The sequence below is a fragment of the Hyphomonas sp. genome (assembly GCF_041398385.1).
In the GTDB taxonomy this organism is placed as follows: domain Bacteria; phylum Pseudomonadota; class Alphaproteobacteria; order Caulobacterales; family Hyphomonadaceae; genus Hyphomonas.
In genome coordinates, this window is sequence record NZ_JAWKUW010000005.1 from 166,070 (window position 1) to 181,593 (window position 15,524).

General features: G+C 64.1%; 15 protein-coding genes. 7 read left to right on the forward strand and 8 right to left on the reverse strand.

Features of this window, described 5'->3' with window-relative positions:
• Positions 1-125: 125 nt before the first annotated feature.
• Positions 126-1,460: a M23 family metallopeptidase gene (locus R3C13_RS11635; protein ID WP_371310994.1), complete on the forward strand. Its 1,335-nt coding sequence runs from the start codon at positions 126-128 to the stop codon at positions 1,458-1,460.
• A gap of 10 nt (positions 1,461-1,470) precedes the next feature.
• On the opposite strand, the gene clpB is transcribed toward R3C13_RS11635, so the two are convergent.
• The 3 genes from clpB to prmC all read right to left on the reverse strand — a co-directional run bounded on the left by clpB (position 1,471) and on the right by prmC (position 6,026).
• Positions 1,471-4,086: an ATP-dependent chaperone ClpB gene (gene clpB, locus R3C13_RS11640; RefSeq protein WP_371310995.1), complete on the reverse strand. Its 2,616-nt coding sequence runs from the start codon at positions 4,084-4,086 to the stop codon at positions 1,471-1,473.
• A gap of 194 nt (positions 4,087-4,280) precedes the next feature.
• Complete coding sequence (locus R3C13_RS11645; protein WP_371310996.1) at positions 4,281-4,955, reverse strand: DUF4167 domain-containing protein; 675 nt, start codon at positions 4,953-4,955, stop codon at positions 4,281-4,283.
• A gap of 198 nt (positions 4,956-5,153) precedes the next feature.
• Entirely contained in the window at positions 5,154-6,026 is an 873-nt protein-coding gene (prmC, locus tag R3C13_RS11650) for a peptide chain release factor N(5)-glutamine methyltransferase (RefSeq protein WP_371310997.1), read from the reverse strand.
• A 149-nt stretch (positions 6,027-6,175) separates the two neighbouring features.
• Here prmC and R3C13_RS11655 point away from each other — a divergent pair, with 149 nt between their 5' ends.
• The gene (locus tag R3C13_RS11655) at positions 6,176-7,438 is read left to right on the forward strand and encodes a cation:proton antiporter (RefSeq protein ID WP_371310998.1); all 1,263 of its coding nucleotides are present in this window, start codon (positions 6,176-6,178) and stop codon (positions 7,436-7,438) included.
• 4 nt (positions 7,439-7,442) lie between these two features.
• Here the strand turns inward: R3C13_RS11655 and prfA are convergent, their stop codons facing one another.
• Positions 7,443-8,516: a peptide chain release factor 1 gene (prfA, locus tag R3C13_RS11660; protein WP_371310999.1), complete on the reverse strand. Its 1,074-nt coding sequence runs from the start codon at positions 8,514-8,516 to the stop codon at positions 7,443-7,445.
• A 172-nt stretch (positions 8,517-8,688) separates the two neighbouring features.
• Here prfA and R3C13_RS11665 point away from each other — a divergent pair, with 172 nt between their 5' ends.
• Positions 8,689-9,171 carry a hypothetical protein gene (locus tag R3C13_RS11665; RefSeq protein ID WP_371311000.1) on the forward strand — a complete coding sequence of 161 codons (483 nt, stop codon included), beginning with the start codon at positions 8,689-8,691 and terminating at the stop codon, positions 9,169-9,171.
• On the opposite strand, the gene R3C13_RS11670 is transcribed toward R3C13_RS11665, so the two are convergent.
• From R3C13_RS11670 to R3C13_RS11680, 3 genes are all read right to left on the reverse strand, one after another.
• Positions 9,168-9,599 (reverse strand): MAPEG family protein, encoded by a 432-nt coding sequence (locus tag R3C13_RS11670; protein ID WP_371311001.1) that lies wholly within the window; start codon positions 9,597-9,599, stop codon positions 9,168-9,170. The genes R3C13_RS11665 and R3C13_RS11670 overlap by 4 nt on opposite strands.
• Positions 9,600-9,710: 111 nt before the next feature.
• A complete protein-coding gene (locus R3C13_RS11675; RefSeq protein ID WP_371311002.1) occupies positions 9,711-11,012 on the reverse strand; it encodes an alpha/beta hydrolase family protein in 1,302 nt (433 codons plus the stop codon).
• A 93-nt stretch (positions 11,013-11,105) separates the two neighbouring features.
• On the reverse strand, positions 11,106-11,363 hold the full coding sequence (locus R3C13_RS11680) for a LytTR family DNA-binding domain-containing protein (RefSeq protein WP_371311003.1): 258 nt from the start codon (positions 11,361-11,363) through the stop codon (positions 11,106-11,108).
• Positions 11,364-11,533: 170 nt separating this feature from the next.
• Between R3C13_RS11680 and R3C13_RS11685 the strand changes: the two genes are divergently transcribed.
• The 4 genes from R3C13_RS11685 (at position 11,534) to R3C13_RS11700 (ending at position 13,833) form a co-directional block, all read left to right on the forward strand.
• Positions 11,534-11,842 carry a hypothetical protein gene (locus tag R3C13_RS11685; RefSeq protein ID WP_371311004.1) on the forward strand — a complete coding sequence of 103 codons (309 nt, stop codon included), beginning with the start codon at positions 11,534-11,536 and terminating at the stop codon, positions 11,840-11,842.
• A gap of 75 nt (positions 11,843-11,917) precedes the next feature.
• A complete protein-coding gene (locus R3C13_RS11690; protein WP_371311005.1) occupies positions 11,918-12,775 on the forward strand; it encodes a hypothetical protein in 858 nt (285 codons plus the stop codon).
• 136 nt (positions 12,776-12,911) lie between these two features.
• Entirely contained in the window at positions 12,912-13,511 is a 600-nt protein-coding gene (locus R3C13_RS11695) for a hypothetical protein (protein WP_371311006.1), read from the forward strand.
• On the forward strand, positions 13,504-13,833 hold the full coding sequence (locus R3C13_RS11700) for a winged helix-turn-helix domain-containing protein (protein ID WP_371311007.1): 330 nt from the start codon (positions 13,504-13,506) through the stop codon (positions 13,831-13,833). Before R3C13_RS11695 ends, R3C13_RS11700 begins: the two co-directional genes overlap by 8 nt.
• Before the next feature lie 6 nt (positions 13,834-13,839).
• Here the strand turns inward: R3C13_RS11700 and R3C13_RS11705 are convergent, their stop codons facing one another.
• Positions 13,840-15,489 (reverse strand): DUF389 domain-containing protein, encoded by a 1,650-nt coding sequence (locus tag R3C13_RS11705; protein ID WP_371311008.1) that lies wholly within the window; start codon positions 15,487-15,489, stop codon positions 13,840-13,842.
• Positions 15,490-15,524 lie beyond the last annotated feature (35 nt).

Genomic DNA, 15,524 nt, shown 5'->3' on the forward strand with positions numbered 1-15,524 from the left:
ACAATCAGCACGCCCCGAATACCCGCGAAAGTGCGGGTATGGCGTGGTTTTTGCTCCATTCCGGCCAGAGGCTGGAAAGGAACAGCACTGTGCAAGGCAAACCCCGACGCAGGACCGCGGCACGCGTGGACCGGCGCCTTGCGCGCCGGCACCGGGCCGAATGGGCCGCCGCCCTTTGCGTGATCGCCAGCATGGCGGGCCTGTTCCTGATGGTGCAGCCGAAAATGTCTTCCGCCGAGGCCGGTCCGGTGCTGGCCACCCTGCTCACGGATCTACGCCCGGAAGACAGCCAGCGCACGACGGTGGAACTTTCCGGCAAGGTCACGCGCTCAGCCAGCGCAATTGACGTGCTGGAAGTGCTGGGCGCCTCCCGCGAGGAAGCGAGTGCGGCCCTCGAAGCGCTGCGCGACGCCGGCTTCATCGAGCGCAAGCCCCTGCCCCCCGGCACCAGCGTCACCGGCTTTTTCGAGGAACAGGCAGAGCCGGATACGCGCTGGCCGCTCGTCTCAGTCAGCGTGCGCCCGGATCCGCGGGCCTCTTTCATGGTGACGCGCCAGCCCGATGGCGCATTTGCGCCGGCGCGGCTCAACGCCCGCATCCGCCTCAGCCAGAAATTCGTTTCCGGCGCCGTGACAACCAGCCTGCCGGAAACCATCCGTTTGCATGGCGGCTCAGCCGATGTGTCGGACCTTTTCGCGCGCCCCGTGCCAACCGCGCGCAGCACCGGCGTTGCCCTGCCGGGCGACCGCTATGAACTCGTCTATATGGCCCGCGAGGACGAACACGGCCACGACCTCGGCATGGAGGATCTCCTCTTTGCCGGCTTTACCGGGCCGGGCCGGACCGAAGGCTGGTACCGGTTTACGCCGGCCGATACAGGCGTCACCGATTTTTACCGCGCCGACGGCCTGTCCTACTCGCAGCTGCTGGCCCGGTATCCGATCGGCCGGGTGCGGATCAATTCCGGCTTCGGCAAACGCACGCATCCGGTGTCGGGCGAACAGCTGTTGCACAAGGGCATCGATTTCGGGGTGCCGGAGGGGTCGGAAGTCCTGGCGGCCGGCGACGGCGTGATCGGCGCAATGGCCTGGGGCGACGGCTATGGCAAGTATGTCCGCATCCACCATCCGGATGGCTACGAAACCGTCTACGCGCACCTGAAGGGCTACAAGTCCGGCCTCAAACCGGGCCAGACCGTTCGCCGGGGCGACATGATCGGCTTCGTCGGGGACACAGGCACGGCAACCGGCGCGCACCTGCACTATGAGATCCGCCGTAACGGCCGGGTCTTCGATCCGATGAAGCTGGAATTCCCGGCCAACCGGAACCTGCAGGACACGCCGGAGATCATGCAGGCCTTCCGTGAACAGATGGCCCGTATCGACATGACCCGTGGCAGATATGAACCGGCGCAGGCGGCAAGCGCGCCTGCGCCGGGCATTCGGGCGAAAAGCCCTTAGTCAGCGGGACTTAATTGAGCGCCACGGCGCCCTTGGCAAAGCCGTTCGGCACGCCGTTGATGGAAAGCTGGTCGCCCTCCACGCCGATATGGATCGTATCGCCGTCATGGATGCGGCCTTCCAGCAGCAGCCGGGCCAGCGGGTCCTGCAGCTCCTTCTGGATGACGCGCTTCAGCGGGCGGGCGCCGTAGACCGGATCGTATCCGCGTGCCGCCAGCCAGTTGCGGGCGTCCAGCGTCAGGTCCAGCTTCATCTTGCGGTCCTTCAGCAGCTTTTCGAGCCGCTCCATCTGGATGTCGACGATATGGTCGATCTCGCCGCGGCCGAGCCGCTTGAAGAAGACGATCTCGTCGATCCGGTTGATGAATTCCGGCCGGAAGTGCATCCGGATGGCGCCCATCACGGCATCCTTCGCGGCGGCGGAGATGTCACCCTCCTCACCCGAGGCGAGCGCATCGGCGCCGAGGTTCGACGTCATGATGATGATCGTGTTCTTGAAGTCGACCGTGCGGCCCTGCCCGTCCGTCAGGCGCCCGTCATCGAGCACCTGCAGCAGCGTGTTGAAGAGGTCCGGATGGGCCTTCTCCACCTCGTCGAACAGGACAACCTGGTAGGGACGCCGGCGGACAGATTCGGTCAGCACGCCGCCTTCGTCATAACCGACATAGCCCGGAGGCGCGCCGATCAGTCTGGCCACGGAGTGCTTCTCCGAGAACTCCGACATGTCGAGGCGCAGGATGGCCGTGTCATCGTCGAACATGAATTCGGCGAGCGCCTTGGTCAGCTCCGTCTTGCCGACGCCGGTCGGGCCGACGAACAGGAACGAGCCGATGGGACGGTTCGGATCCTGCAGGCCGGCACGCGCGCGGCGCACGGCATTCGACACGGCTTCGAGCGCCGGGTCCTGGCCGACAACGCGCTTGCGCAGGGCGTCTTCCATCTTCAGCAGCTTTTCGCGCTCGCCTTCCATCATCTTGTCGACGGGAATGCCCGTCCACTTGGAGACGACACCGGCGATATGCTCGGGCCGCACGACTTCGGAGACGAGACCGCCGGCCCCATCCTCGCTGCCTTCGGTATCCCGGATCAGCTTTTCGAGCGACGGAATGGTCGAGAATTTCAGCTCCGACGCTTTCGCCAGGTCGCCCTGACGCTGCGCCTCGGCCATGTCGGCATAGGCGCGGTCGAGCTGTTCCTTGGCCGTGGCGGCGCCTTTCAGCTTGTCCTTCTCGGCGCTCCAGGCGGTGGTGAGTTCGTCCGAATGCGCCTGCAATTCGCCGATTTCCTCTTCGACGCCCTTCAGGCGTTCGATGGAAGCGGCGTCCTTTTCCTTCTTGAGCGCTTCGGCCTCGATCTTCAGCTGCAGGAGGCGCCGGTCGATCTCGTCCAGCTCCTCGGGCTTCGAATCCACCTGCATGCGCAGGCGCGAGGCAGCCTCGTCCATCAGGTCGATGGCCTTGTCCGGCAGGAAGCGGTCGGTGATGTAGCGGTTCGCCAGAGTGGCCGCCGAGACGATGGCGGCGTCCGACACGCGCACGCCATGGTGCGCCTCGTAGCGGCCCTTCAGGCCACGGAGGATCGAGATCGTGTCTTCGACCGTCGGCTCATCGACAAAGACGGCCATGAAGCGGCGGGCGAGCGCGGCATCGCCTTCGACATATTTGCGGTACTCGTCCAGCGTGGTGGCACCGACGCAGTGGAGTTCGCCACGCGCCAGCGCGGGCTTCAGCAGGTTCGACGCGTCCATCGCGCCGTCCGACTTGCCTGCCCCGACCAACGTGTGCATCTCGTCGATAAAGAGGATGACGCCGCCTTCGGCCTGCTGCACTTCGTTGAGCACGGCTTTCAGGCGCTCCTCGAACTCGCCGCGGAATTTCGCGCCGGCGATCAGCGCGCCCATGTCGAGCGCCAGAAGTTTCTTGCCCTTCAGGCTTTCGGGCACGTCGCCATTGACGATGCGCAGGGCAAGCCCCTCGGCAATGGCCGTCTTGCCGACGCCCGGCTCACCGATGAGGACGGGATTGTTCTTGGTACGGCGCGACAGGACCTGGATGGTACGGCGGATTTCCTCGTCGCGGCCGATGACCGGATCGAGCTTGCCGTCGCGCGCGTCCTTGGTCAGGTCGCGGGCATATTTCTTGAGCGCCTCGTAGCCTTCCTCGGCATTGGCGCTGTCGGCGGTGCGGCCCTGGCGCAGCTGGGCGATCGCGCCTTCGAGGGCTTTCGCAGTCACGCCGGCATTCTTGAGGACGTCCGAAGCCGGATCGCCGGAGAGGCCGGCAATGGCAAGCAGGAGGCGTTCCGTCGTGACGAACGAGTCGCCGGCCTTCTTGGCCTGCGCTTCGGCGTCCTGGAACAGTTTGGCGCCAGATTGCTCAAGGCGCAGGCCCGAGCCGGAGCCTGAGACTTTCGGAAGTTTCGCAAGCGCTGCATCGACGCCCTGCACAGCGAGTTCCGGCCGGCCGCCGCTCGCACGGATGAGGTTCACGGCCATCTGGTCGCGATCCTCCAGCATTTCTTTCAGGATGTGGGCCGGCGTCAGAACCTGGTGACCGGCGGCGAGCGCTGCGGTCTGTGCGCCCTGGATGATCGCACGGGCGCGCTCGGTATATTGCTCAATATTCATCGTTATCCCCTTTCGAAGGCAGATCGGTCATGGGAGGCCTCGCCCCGCTCAGCGGCAGCACCCTCCCGGCTTGACCCTCATGTGGGAAGCATGTGGCGGGGATGCAACTCCCCTGCGGCGCGATGGCCATAGCCAAAAAAAAGCCCGGCGGGCCAGAGGCGCGCCGGGTCATAATTACGGATATAAGAAGCCGCTTATTCGGTCGCTTCGGCCGAGGTTTCGGCGCCTTCGTCAGCGGCCTTGCGGCGGCCACGTGACAGGGTCTTCATCACGCCTTCGGCCGGATCGGAGGAATCGGCAGCAGCCGTCTCGTCCTTGTCGCGGCGGGTGTATTGCTTGCGGCGGCCACGGCCCCGGCGGGACTCGTCCTTGCCGCCCTTGTCGCCATCGTCGGAAGCTTCAGCCTCGGGCTCGTCGGCATCGATGACGCGCATGGCGTCATCGCCACCTTCGGACGAAGCGTCTTCAGCCTCACGGCGCTCGACGCGAGCTTCCGTCTCGGCTTCTTCGCCGCCATCGGCAGACTCGTCATCGCTGTCGTTGCGGGACGTGTCGCGGTCGTCGCGGCGGGACTGGTCGCGATCGTCGCGGCCGCCGCGCTGTTGCTGCTGCTGGCGGTCACGCGTTTCCTGCTGTTTGGCAACGATACGCTGGTAATGTTCGGCAAACTGAAAATAGGCTTCCGACAAGACCCGGTCGCCGCTGGTCTGGGCGTCCCGGGCATATTGCAGGTATTTTTCGAGAACCTGCTGGGCCGAGCCGCGAATCTTCACGTCCGGGCCGACCGATTCAAAATGCCGGTTCGGATTGTTAAAATTGTTCTGGTTGTTACCGCCTGACCGGCGGTTGCGCCCGCGTGAGCGTTTCATGAAGTCAGTCCCATGTTCATGCGCCTGCTGTTTCTGGCAGGCAGTTCCCGTCGCGCTGGCCGTTTCAATTTAGCTGGCCCAAGCCCCGAATTTGCGCGAGTGTCTGACCGAGAAGTGGCTCCATCCGGAGACGCTTTTATCGATTCACGTAATTCTTCTAGCCTGTAATGCCTTGGCCGCCAAGCGGAAATGTAAGTATCAACCGGCCGGCCGACGGCCCCAGACGACACGGTCGTTGCGGCCCAGATCCTGCGCCGCCCCGATCATGGTATATCCCGCGCCGCTCATCAGCTTGCGGACCGCTGCATCCTGGTCATGGCCAATTTCAAAGACCAGCCAGGCCCCCGGTTTCATGTGCCGGGCCGCCAGCGAGACGATCTCCCGATAGGCGTCGAGGCCATCGGCCCCGCCATCGAGGGCCGACAGCGGATCGTGCGCCCGCACTTCCGGGGCGAGCGTGGCAATTTCCGCCGCCGCGATGTAGGGCGGATTGGACATGACGAGGTCTGCCGACGGCCAGCCGTCCCACTCCGTCCACGAACCTTCGAACAGGCTCGCCCGGCCGGAGAGGCCAAGGCGTGCGAAATTCTCGCGTGCGAGACTTGCAGCGGCGGGGCTTGCCTCCACCCCCTCCCCGCGCGCCATCGGGCGGTGCGCAAGCAGCGCTGCCAGCAGGCACCCGCTGCCGGTGCCGAGGTCTGCAACACGCAGCGGCACACCTGCCGGCAGGAGGTGCAGCGCGGCCTCGACAACGCATTCGCTGTCCGGACGCGGAACAAGGGCGCGCCCATCACACAGGAATTCGAGACCGTAGAAAGATGTCGTGCCGAGAATGTGTTGGAGCGGGCGCCGGGCGCAGCGCTCTGCCAGCATCGCCTCAAAGCGCTCAGCATCCTCAGCAGGCATCGGATCACGCTCGATGGCGATGTATGCCGCCGCGGACAGACCCGTCGCGCCGAGCACCAGCAGGCGCGCTTCCTGCGCCGCGCCATCGATGCCCGCAGCGCGCAAACGCTGCGCGCCGGCGCGTACAGCATCAGCATAGGTTGGAAGGCCGGAGGCGTTGGTCATGCCGGACAGGTAAACGATGGCCGGGCCGCTGAACAGGCACGCGATGCGGCAAAATCGGTCACTGCAAGGGTGTCGGTACGGTGACTTACTGATATGGGCTGTTGTGGAGCTTTTCTAAACTCCAGGTGCATCAACCATGGAGGGGGTCCATGCACGCAATTGAACACCTGACACTGATCTGGGCCGGGGTGTTCGTCGCTGTGTTCCTGGCGCGGCTGACGCGCCTCACGCCGGTACTTTACTACCTGGCGGTCGGCTGCCTGTTCGTGAACATCGGCCTGTTGCCGAAAGAGGAAAGCGATTTCATCCGCGGCTTCTCGGATGTCGGCATCGTGCTCATCATGTTCGCGCTGGGATTTGAGGAGAATGCGAGCCACTTCCTCGCCAGCATCAAGCGCAGCTGGGGCATCGCCTTCTTCGGCGCGGTGGCACCCTTCCTCGCCGCGTTCGGATCGGTCTGGTTCTTCACCCACAATTTCAATGTCGCCCTGATTTCCGGCCTCGCCATGACGGCGACGGCGGTGTCGCTGACCATGGTGTCGCTGAAGAGCGAAGGCCTCAGCCAGACCGAGGCGGCGACCGGCATCATGACCTCCGCAATTCTGGACGACATCGCCTCGCTGGCGCTGGTCGCCATCCTGATCCCGGTGGCGGCCGGGGATACAGCGCCGTCGCTGCTGGAACTCGCCGCCATTGTCGGCAAGGCGATCCTGTTCTTCCTGCTGGTCGTTGTGATCGCTGTCTGGGTGCTGCCGCACCAGATTGCCGGCCTGTGGCGGGGCCTGCGCTTCCTCGATCGCTGGGGCATCAAGCAGCTCCTCTCCTATGATAGCGGGCAGCACGCCGTTCTGGCGGTCCTTCTGTTTGCGGCGCTACTCGGCCTTGCCGCGCATGTGCTGGGCTTTCATCCGGCGGTCGGCGCCTACATGGCCGGCCTGATCCTCAAGGAAGACTATTTCGAGGGTAAAGGCGCGCCGGGCCAACAGGAGTTCCAACGCGTCGGCCGGATCGTCGAGAATGTCGCCTTCTCATGGATCGGGCCGGTGTTCTTTGTGTCGCTCGGCACCAAGATCGTGCTCGACTGGGACCTGCTCGTTTCCGTCATTCCGGAAGTCGCGATCCTCACTGCTGCCGTCTTCCTTGCACAGATCTTTTCGGCGGGGATTGCCGCGCGCTATACAGGCGCCTTCCCCTGGCGCGACAGCGTGATGATCGGCTTCGGCATGCTCGGCCGGGCGGAGCTTTGCTTCGTGGTGCTGGACATCGCCTATGTCCAGTCGAACATCATCTCGACGGAAGTGTTCTACATCCTGATGCTGACCGCGTTCTGGCTGAACGTCGCCGTGCCGGTCACGATCAGCTGGTGGAAGCCTTATTATACGGGCGAGAAACCGCTCGGCGGCAAAGCCTGACAGGTCAGGCCGCGTCCATCGCGGCGAGCTTGCGGGCCTGGTCCTCGGTGATCAGCGCCTCGATCACATCCTGCAGCTTGTCGCCGGAGACGATGCGGTCGAGCGAATAGAGCGTCAGGCCGATGCGGTGATCGGTGACGCGGTTTTCGGGATAGTTGTAGGTGCGCACTTTCTGGCTGCGATCGCCGGAGCCGATCTGACTGGCGCGCGCTTCGGCACGGGCGGCGTCCTTCTCGGCGCGCTCGCGCTCGTAGAGGCGGATCTTCAGCTGTTCCATCGCCTTCTCGCGGTTGACGTGCTGGGACTTCTCCGAGCTGGTCACCACGATGCCGGTCGCGAGGTGGGTGATGCGGACGGCCGAGTCGGTCGTGTTAACGTGCTGGCCGCCTGCCCCGGACGAGCGCATCGTGTCGATGCGGATGTCTTCGGGCTTCACGTCGATCTCGATATTCTCCGGGGCCGGAAGAACGGCAACCGTCGCGGCGGAGGTGTGAATGCGGCCCTGCGTCTCCGTCGCCGGCACGCGCTGCACGCGGTGGACGCCGCTTTCCCATTTCATGTGGCCGAACACGCCGTCACCGGAAACATTGGCGACGATTTCCTTGTAGCCGCCTGCGTCGCCGGGCGAGGCATCGACCACTTCGACTTTCCAGCCCATCAGCTGGGCATAGCGGGAATACATGCGGAAGAGGTCGCCGGCAAAGATGGCCGCCTCGTCGCCGCCGGTGCCGGCGCGCACTTCCAGCACGATGTCGGCGGCATCGTCGACATCCTTGGGAAGGAGGAGGATCTGCATTTCCTGTTCGAGACCGGGCAGCTTGTCCTTCAGGTCCTCGATTTCCAGTTCGGCGAGTTCCGCCATTTCCTTGTCGCTGCCATGGACCAGCGCTTCGGCCTCTTTCAGGCCGCGGCGCGCTGCGACCAGTTCGCGGGCCTTGGTGACGACGGGCTTCAGCTCCGCATGTTCCTTCGACAGGGCGATGATCTCGGCGGTGTCGCTGGCCGCGCCCATGCGCGCCTCGACTTCGTCGAAACGATCGATCACCTGTTCGAGGCGGGAATCTGAAATGCTTGCCATGGGGCGCCTCTTTAGAGGCGTTCCGGCGCGCTGATAAGCCCCCAGCCGCCGTTGCACCTTGCAATTGGGTTAACCATGAACGGAGGATTTTCCGCTCGGATTAGCGTCAAATTTCATCGGTCCCGGTAGATTAGGCTGAATCTGACTCCATGCGCCAACAAGGGACCACGGCATGAAAGCGGAACTGGGCATGCTTGCGATCAGCCTCGTCGTCGGGATGAGCACCTGTTCGTTTTCCGTCTGGTCTTTCGACAAGGCCAGTCCTGAGGAGCGCGTGGCCTTCATCGGGAAGGAAGCCCTGAAGCTTGCCGGCAAGGCTTCGATCCGCCAGCAGGATTTCGCCCGGATCGTGCAGGTGAACCCGCATGGCAATGCCCGCTCGGTGGATGTGCAGGTGCTCCTGCCGGCCGGGCTGAGCGGTGCCGGCAATGGCCAGAGCCGGGATGAGCGCCTGCGCAAGGCCTGCGCGGATTACGTCCGCACGCCGCTGAAGAAAAACGATGTCGAAGTTGGCGTCGTGCTGCGCACGGCCCGTGGCGTGCTCAGCACCTCCGACATGCAGAACCCGCAAAAGGTCATCGGCAACAGCTCTGCAGTCGCCTCGTTCAAGCTGACGCCCGATGCCTGCGAGCGGGTTCTGGCGGCCGGCAACTAGAGCAGTATCCGCAGCACTTCCTTGCCCGCCAACACAAACAGGGCGAGCGAAGCCAGCACGAACACACCGAACCGCAGCGTCACCTTCGGCGACAGGATCTGCACGAAGGAATGGAGGATCCGCAGGCCGACATAGGCCCAGGCGATCATCGTGGCTGTATTGTCGCCACCGCCGGTCAGCGCTGCAAAGAAGACCAGCGCATAGAAAACGGTCGGCTGCTCATGCAGGTGATTGTAGTTGTCGGCCACAGCCCGGATGTTCGGCGGTATCCTGTCATTGTAGCCGCTGCCGGGATGACGGGCATCGTCCGGATTGATCTGCGCTTTCTGCATCGCGGGAATGCGCGTCGCATACATCCACAGCCACATCACCAGCGTCCACACGACCAGCGCGAGCACGGGGTACAGGAATTCGACATTGATCGGCATTGGCTTGGCCCTCCCTTCAGCCTTTTGTGCAGACGCTAGAGCGCAATCCGGGCTTTGGCCAGAAGCGAGTCCGCCCCCTGCCGCGAGGTCAGGATGCCGGTTTTATGAGGCTCAATGGCGGCTGGCCGCTATGTCTGCACGATCGGCCGGACCAGCCGGATAAAAATGCGCATCGAGGAACGAGATGAAGGCGTCGATGTCTTTGGAGACAAGGCTGTGCCCACCCGGACGTAACCACCATGCAAGCCCGGCCGAAGGGTCAAACGCACGCATATCGGACGACGTCAGCCCTGCGACGCCGTCGGCTTCATAGACCGGACTCGCCGCCTCGGCCGCGCGGAAAGAGGAATTGGGATCGGACCAGACGTCCCGGCGCCCATTGCCGAGCAGGACCGGGGTGGGCGCGACGAGCGCCAGCAGCTCGTGCTGGTCGACCGGGATCTCGTCGAGCTTGTCCAGCCAGTCCTGAACCTCTGGTGCGAGCCAGTGCGGATAGGTCCGCGCCATGCGGTCAAGCCGCTCGCCGGTGTGCGAGCGCGACAGTGACGCGCCGGCAAATCCGGCCTGATGCGCAACGACCGCGCCGATGCGCCGGTCCCAGGCTGCCGCAATGAGGGCGGATTTTCCGTGCCGGGAATGGCCCATCACGGCGACCTTCTTCGGGTCGATGCGCGGATCAGCGTCCAGTACGTCGGTGGCGGCGGAGAAACTGTAGGCCCAGGCCATAAGGGCAGACGTCGGATTGATCGGCCCGCCGAGCTGCGCCATGGCCGCGGGGCCGGCTTCCTTCCGGTCGGGGATGAAATCCGAGGCGTAGAAGCTGGCATAGGCGAGACCCGCATCGAAATAGCGTTCCACCGGGGCGAGGGCGATATAGGTGCCGAAGATCTGCGTCGCCACCCAGCCGGGAAAGCCGTCCATCATGCCGCCATCGCAGATGTTGCCGTCGGCATCAGTTACGGGCTCGTCGGGAAACACGGAACACGTGTCTGCAAAGGTCTGGCTGATGACGACCGGAACGGGGCCGGCGGCGTTCGGAAAGGCTGTGACCATGTGGAAGGTGCGGGCGCCCTCGCCGCTGCCGATGGTGATGGCGACCTCTTCCAGCGTGCCGCGGCCGTCGAGGTATTCCGGGTCGATCATGGTCCAGTCGCCGAAGCTGACCGGCATATTGTAGGGCCACGGGCCGTAGAGCACTTCCTCGAATGTGTGCATCAGGCGGTTGCGCTCGCGCCCGTCCGGATTGTTGAGCGCCGACACATCGATGGGGGGAATGGCGGCCGGCTTGTTGTCTACTTCGAGGCTCGCATAGTTCATGCCCAGCATGGTGCAGCTCGACATCATCAGCGCGACCACGAAGATCAGGACCAGCAGCGGCAGCCGGGCGAGGAACCAGAGTACCTGACGATGCATGTGAGCTTTCCGATCAGTTGCAGACCGGGCGGAACCTAGCCCGATTTCGGCGTGAAGCCAGTCCCCTCACGGGAATGTGGCCGGCCGGGAAGGTCAGGCGGCCGGCGCGAAGCGGTCGCGGTAACGGCGCGAGCCGGGTACGGTCTCGCCTGTATCGAGTTCGATCACGGCGTCCCCTTCCCCGGTCGGAGAGATCGCGCGCACCCGGTCGAGATTGACGATGTGCGAGCGGTGGACGCGGGCATGGGACGAAATCGAGCTGCATTCCGCAGCAGCAAGGCCGTTCCTGTCTGACGGCCAGAGGCAGCAGCTGCAGGATTGGTGGCTGGTGAATAAGCGTGGCGCCGGCACGCCGGTCTGGGATGGCGTTGTTTCCGCCGAGATCCAAGGGCGGCCCGGCCTCATCCTGATTGAAGCCAAGGCGCATTCCAAAGAGCTGCATCGGGACGGAAAGACGCGCGGTGATCCGGCAAACCATCAGCGCATCGGGGATGCCATACACGAAGCGTCGGAGGGACTGAATGAATCCTGTCCCGGCTTTGCGCTCAGCCGCGACAGCCATTACCAGCTGGCCAACCGCTTTGCGTGGGGATGGAAACTCGCCAGTATTGGGTGTGCCGGTCGTGCTGGTTTACCTCGGATTTCTGGAAGCGGCAGAAATGAAGAGCAACACCAGCGACCCGATCCGCGATGGCGCGCACTGGAACGGCATTCTTAAGGAGTATTGCGCCGGTCAGGTTCCGGAAGAAGCCTGGGACAGGGAATTCGACATCGACGGAACCCCCTTCTTCGCGCTTCGCCGCACCCTGCGGATCGACCTGCCCGACTGATCTCCAGCAGCAATCACCTCTTGCGAATGCGTCTCATTTAAGCAAGACAGGGCGCAGCAATGGAGGCACTGGCTCATGGAATTCCGTATCAGGCACTGGACTCATCTCGGACTTGGCGCTGCGCTCGCGGCCGGGTCGCTGGCGGCCTGCAGCAAGCCAGCCCCCGCTGAAACCGCGCCTGCTGGCGAGGTCAGCGCGCCGGCCGAGACGGCTCCGGCGGCTGAAGTGACCGACACGACCGAAGTCGCGGCCGGGCTGGCCAGTTCCGGCGGTGAAGGCGAAGGCGGCGTCGCCATCGAAGTCGCAGCGACCGATCCGGTAATCTATAACGTCGCCCTCGCCGTTGCCGAGGCGCATGTGCGCGCGGCACGCGATGCATTTGCCGCCGGCGAGACCGACGCAGCCGGCGAAATGTTTGCGCACCCGGTCTCGGAAGTCCTGTTCGACATGGGGCCGGTGTTCGAAGCGCGCGGCGTAGCCGATTTCACCGACCTGCTGACCGCGGCATCCGCAGCGGTCTATGCCGGCGAAAGCACCGAACAGATCGACATTCGCACCGACACGATCCTGTCGGCCCTGAAGGATGCCGCAACCAAGGCACCGGACAATGGCACCGACAGTGCCGGCATCGCACTGGGCGTCATTTCCGACATGATCGACCGCGCCTCGAAAATGTATCGCGGCGCAGCCAGCACCGACCTGTATGAGCCCTATCTCGACGGGTACGGCTTTGCCCGCACCGCCGAAGCGACATTCGTGCGCAGCGAAGACCTGCTCGGCGCGGAACACGCCAGCGCGGCGGTCGCGATCCGGGAGGCGCTGCGCCAGCTGAATGTCGCCTATCCAACCGCGACCCGCCCGGATGTGCTGGACGCCGATCAGGCCCGCCTGACGGTTGCCGCATCGAACGTGATGCTGGCCCTGAACGAATAGGCCGCCGGCCGAGGCCGCCTGGCATTGGTTTCAAATAAAATCAGGCTGCTTGTGCCCCGTTACGGGGTGCGACAGCCTGTCTTGCTTGCTTTTTGTTTGCACTACAAACATAATGGCTATGCAAACGGAGTTTGTTATGTCGTCAGGTACACTGGAATCCCGCCTGTTCCGCCGGAGCTTCGATGATGGCTGGCTTGATGTTCTGGTTGGCACCGGAATCGCCCTGACCGGGCTTTTCTGGATCCTCGATTGGATCGCACCGAGCGCGGCGATCCCGGCGGTGCTGATTCCCTTCTGGAAAATCGGACGCGACCGCATTGTCGAGCCTCGTCTCGGGCACGTTGCTTTCACGGCGGAACGCAAGGCAGAGACACGCCGGTCCCTGACCGGATGGGCGGCATTTGGCGTGGGCGTCCTCGCCCTCGAAATCTGTCTGATTTTCCTGCTTCCGCGTCAGGGCGGCGTGAGGACCGACCTGCTCTCGAATGCGGCCGTAGCGATCCCGGTCCTGCTGATTGCCGTTGGCCTGCTCGCAGGCCTTATGATCGGCGCCCGGCGGTTCGCAGTCTATGCGGTGCTGGCCGGAGCTGTCGGGTTCATTGGCGCGCTTCTGGGCATTGGGGAACCGGGTTATCTGATCCTTTCCGTCGGCCTTGTCATTCTCGCTGCGGGATGCGGGAGGTTGTTCCGCTTCCTGCAGACGCATCCGGCGACTATCGAGGCCGGCCGTGGATAAGCTGACCAGACTGCCGGAGATTGCCCGCGCGCTGGACCTCGACCGGACGATCCATGAGCCGGCCCGGCTTGTGATCCTGTCGATCCTTCATTCGGTCGAAAGCGCGGACTTTTCTTATCTCATGGCCGAGACGGGACTGACACAGGGAAACCTGTCGACGCACCTGACCAAGCTGGAGGATGCCGGCCTTGTGGACATCCTCAAGGAGTTCCAAGGCAAACGCCCGCGCACCGTCCTGAAAATCACGGCAGCGGGGCGCACAGGCCTCGCGGCGCACGGCAAGGCGCTGACTCAGTTGTTCCGTATGCTGGGAATTGGTTGATACGGCCTATTTCGGACGTATCCGGACTTTCTGGTAGGCTTGAAGGCCGAAATCCCGCTCACCCTGTTTCTGGTTGGCAGCGCGGTATTCGCCCGCTGGCGTCGCTGTGAAGCCTTCGGCTTCAAGCCGTGCGGCCACGGCCTGCGCCCGACGGAATGCGAGGGAGCGGTTGTCGAACCGTTGCAGTTCGCCCGATGTCGACGCATGGCCGACGGCCTCAACCTCCTGGGTGCCCCAGCGGCGCAGGGCCCAGACGCAATCGGCCAGAACGCGGCCGGCATTCTCATCCAACTCTTCCGAACCATCCGAGAAGGGAATGGGCGGCAATTCCCCGACCGGCGGAACGACGGCGATCTTCCAATCCCCGAAATTCTCCGACATACGCGCCTCCATCGATCTGTAGGCGGAGATTGAAAAGGCCGGATCGGATGCCGCGAACAGTGTGGCGGTCATGGTGTCTGCGTCGATGTCCGACCCGGCAAGCGCAAACGTCGCAGCGGCTTTCACATCTGCCTCCTGGCGGCGCTTGTCTGCCATGACTTCGATGCGCGAGATTTCCTCCCGCAGCGGCGCACCGAGGGAAGATTCCGCGAGGTCGAGGATCTTTGCGGTTTCGAGATCCTTGTCTTCGTCGATCAGCACCTGGGACAGCGTTACCTCGACATTGCGTTCGAGCTTTTGCGACAGGAGCTGCTGCACCTGCGCTTCGGCATCCGGCGTGCGGGTGCGGGTGAGGATGGTCGCCTCGACCTGCACGGGACGGCCGCGCGGGAAGGACACGAAATAATCGGACACGCGGGCCTGCACGCCGTCGAATGGCGCAAGCAGGTTCTCGCGCACGAGATTTGTGGCGCGCGTCTCGTAGGCGATGTCGCGCAAGGCAAGGCCGAGCGGAATCGAGAGCGCTGCAAACACGGCAACGATCAGCGCCGACTGGAGATAGCCGCGCCTCGGACCATAGCCGGTCCCGAAGCCATAGACCCGGGCAAGGACTGTCACCGACAGCGCGATCGCCAAGAGGTTCGTCATGAACAGGAAGAAGGCCCCGCCCGCCACCGGCATCGATCCGACGGCAAGACCGAAGCCCGTCACCGCGAGCGGCGGCATCAGGGCGGTGGCGATGGCGACGCCGACAATCGTGCCGCCCTTGCCGGTGATCACGGCATAGCCGCCGGCAAGCCCGGAAAAGATCGCGACCAGAAGGTCAAAGAAATTCGGCCGCGTGCGCGCGAGGATTTCCGGGGTCGCATCGTTCAGCGGCGACAGTTTCACGATCAGAAAAGAAATGATCAGTGCGCCGGCGGCGCCTGCCGCAAGCGTCACGATCGCGCGGCGGAGCGAATGGAGGTCCAGGATGGTGAGCGAAAATCCCATCAGCATGATGGGCCCCATGAGCGGAGAAATAAGCATGGCGCCGATGATCACGGCCGGAGACGACAGGAGCAGGCCGAGCGTCGCAATGGCGCACGCCATCACGATCATGAAGATGTAGCGGCCGGACAGAACGCCATCCTCGCGCACGGATTTGACCACGGCGGCGTGATCGATCTTGGACGAAATCAGGAACTGGAATGCGAGCAAACGGCGCATCGCTCGCTTCGCGATCCGCTTCGCCATCGCGGCGGGCGTCTCTCGCGGGGAAATATCTTCGGTCAAGTCAGTATCCGGATCGGGGCTCGAGCGGCGCGAAC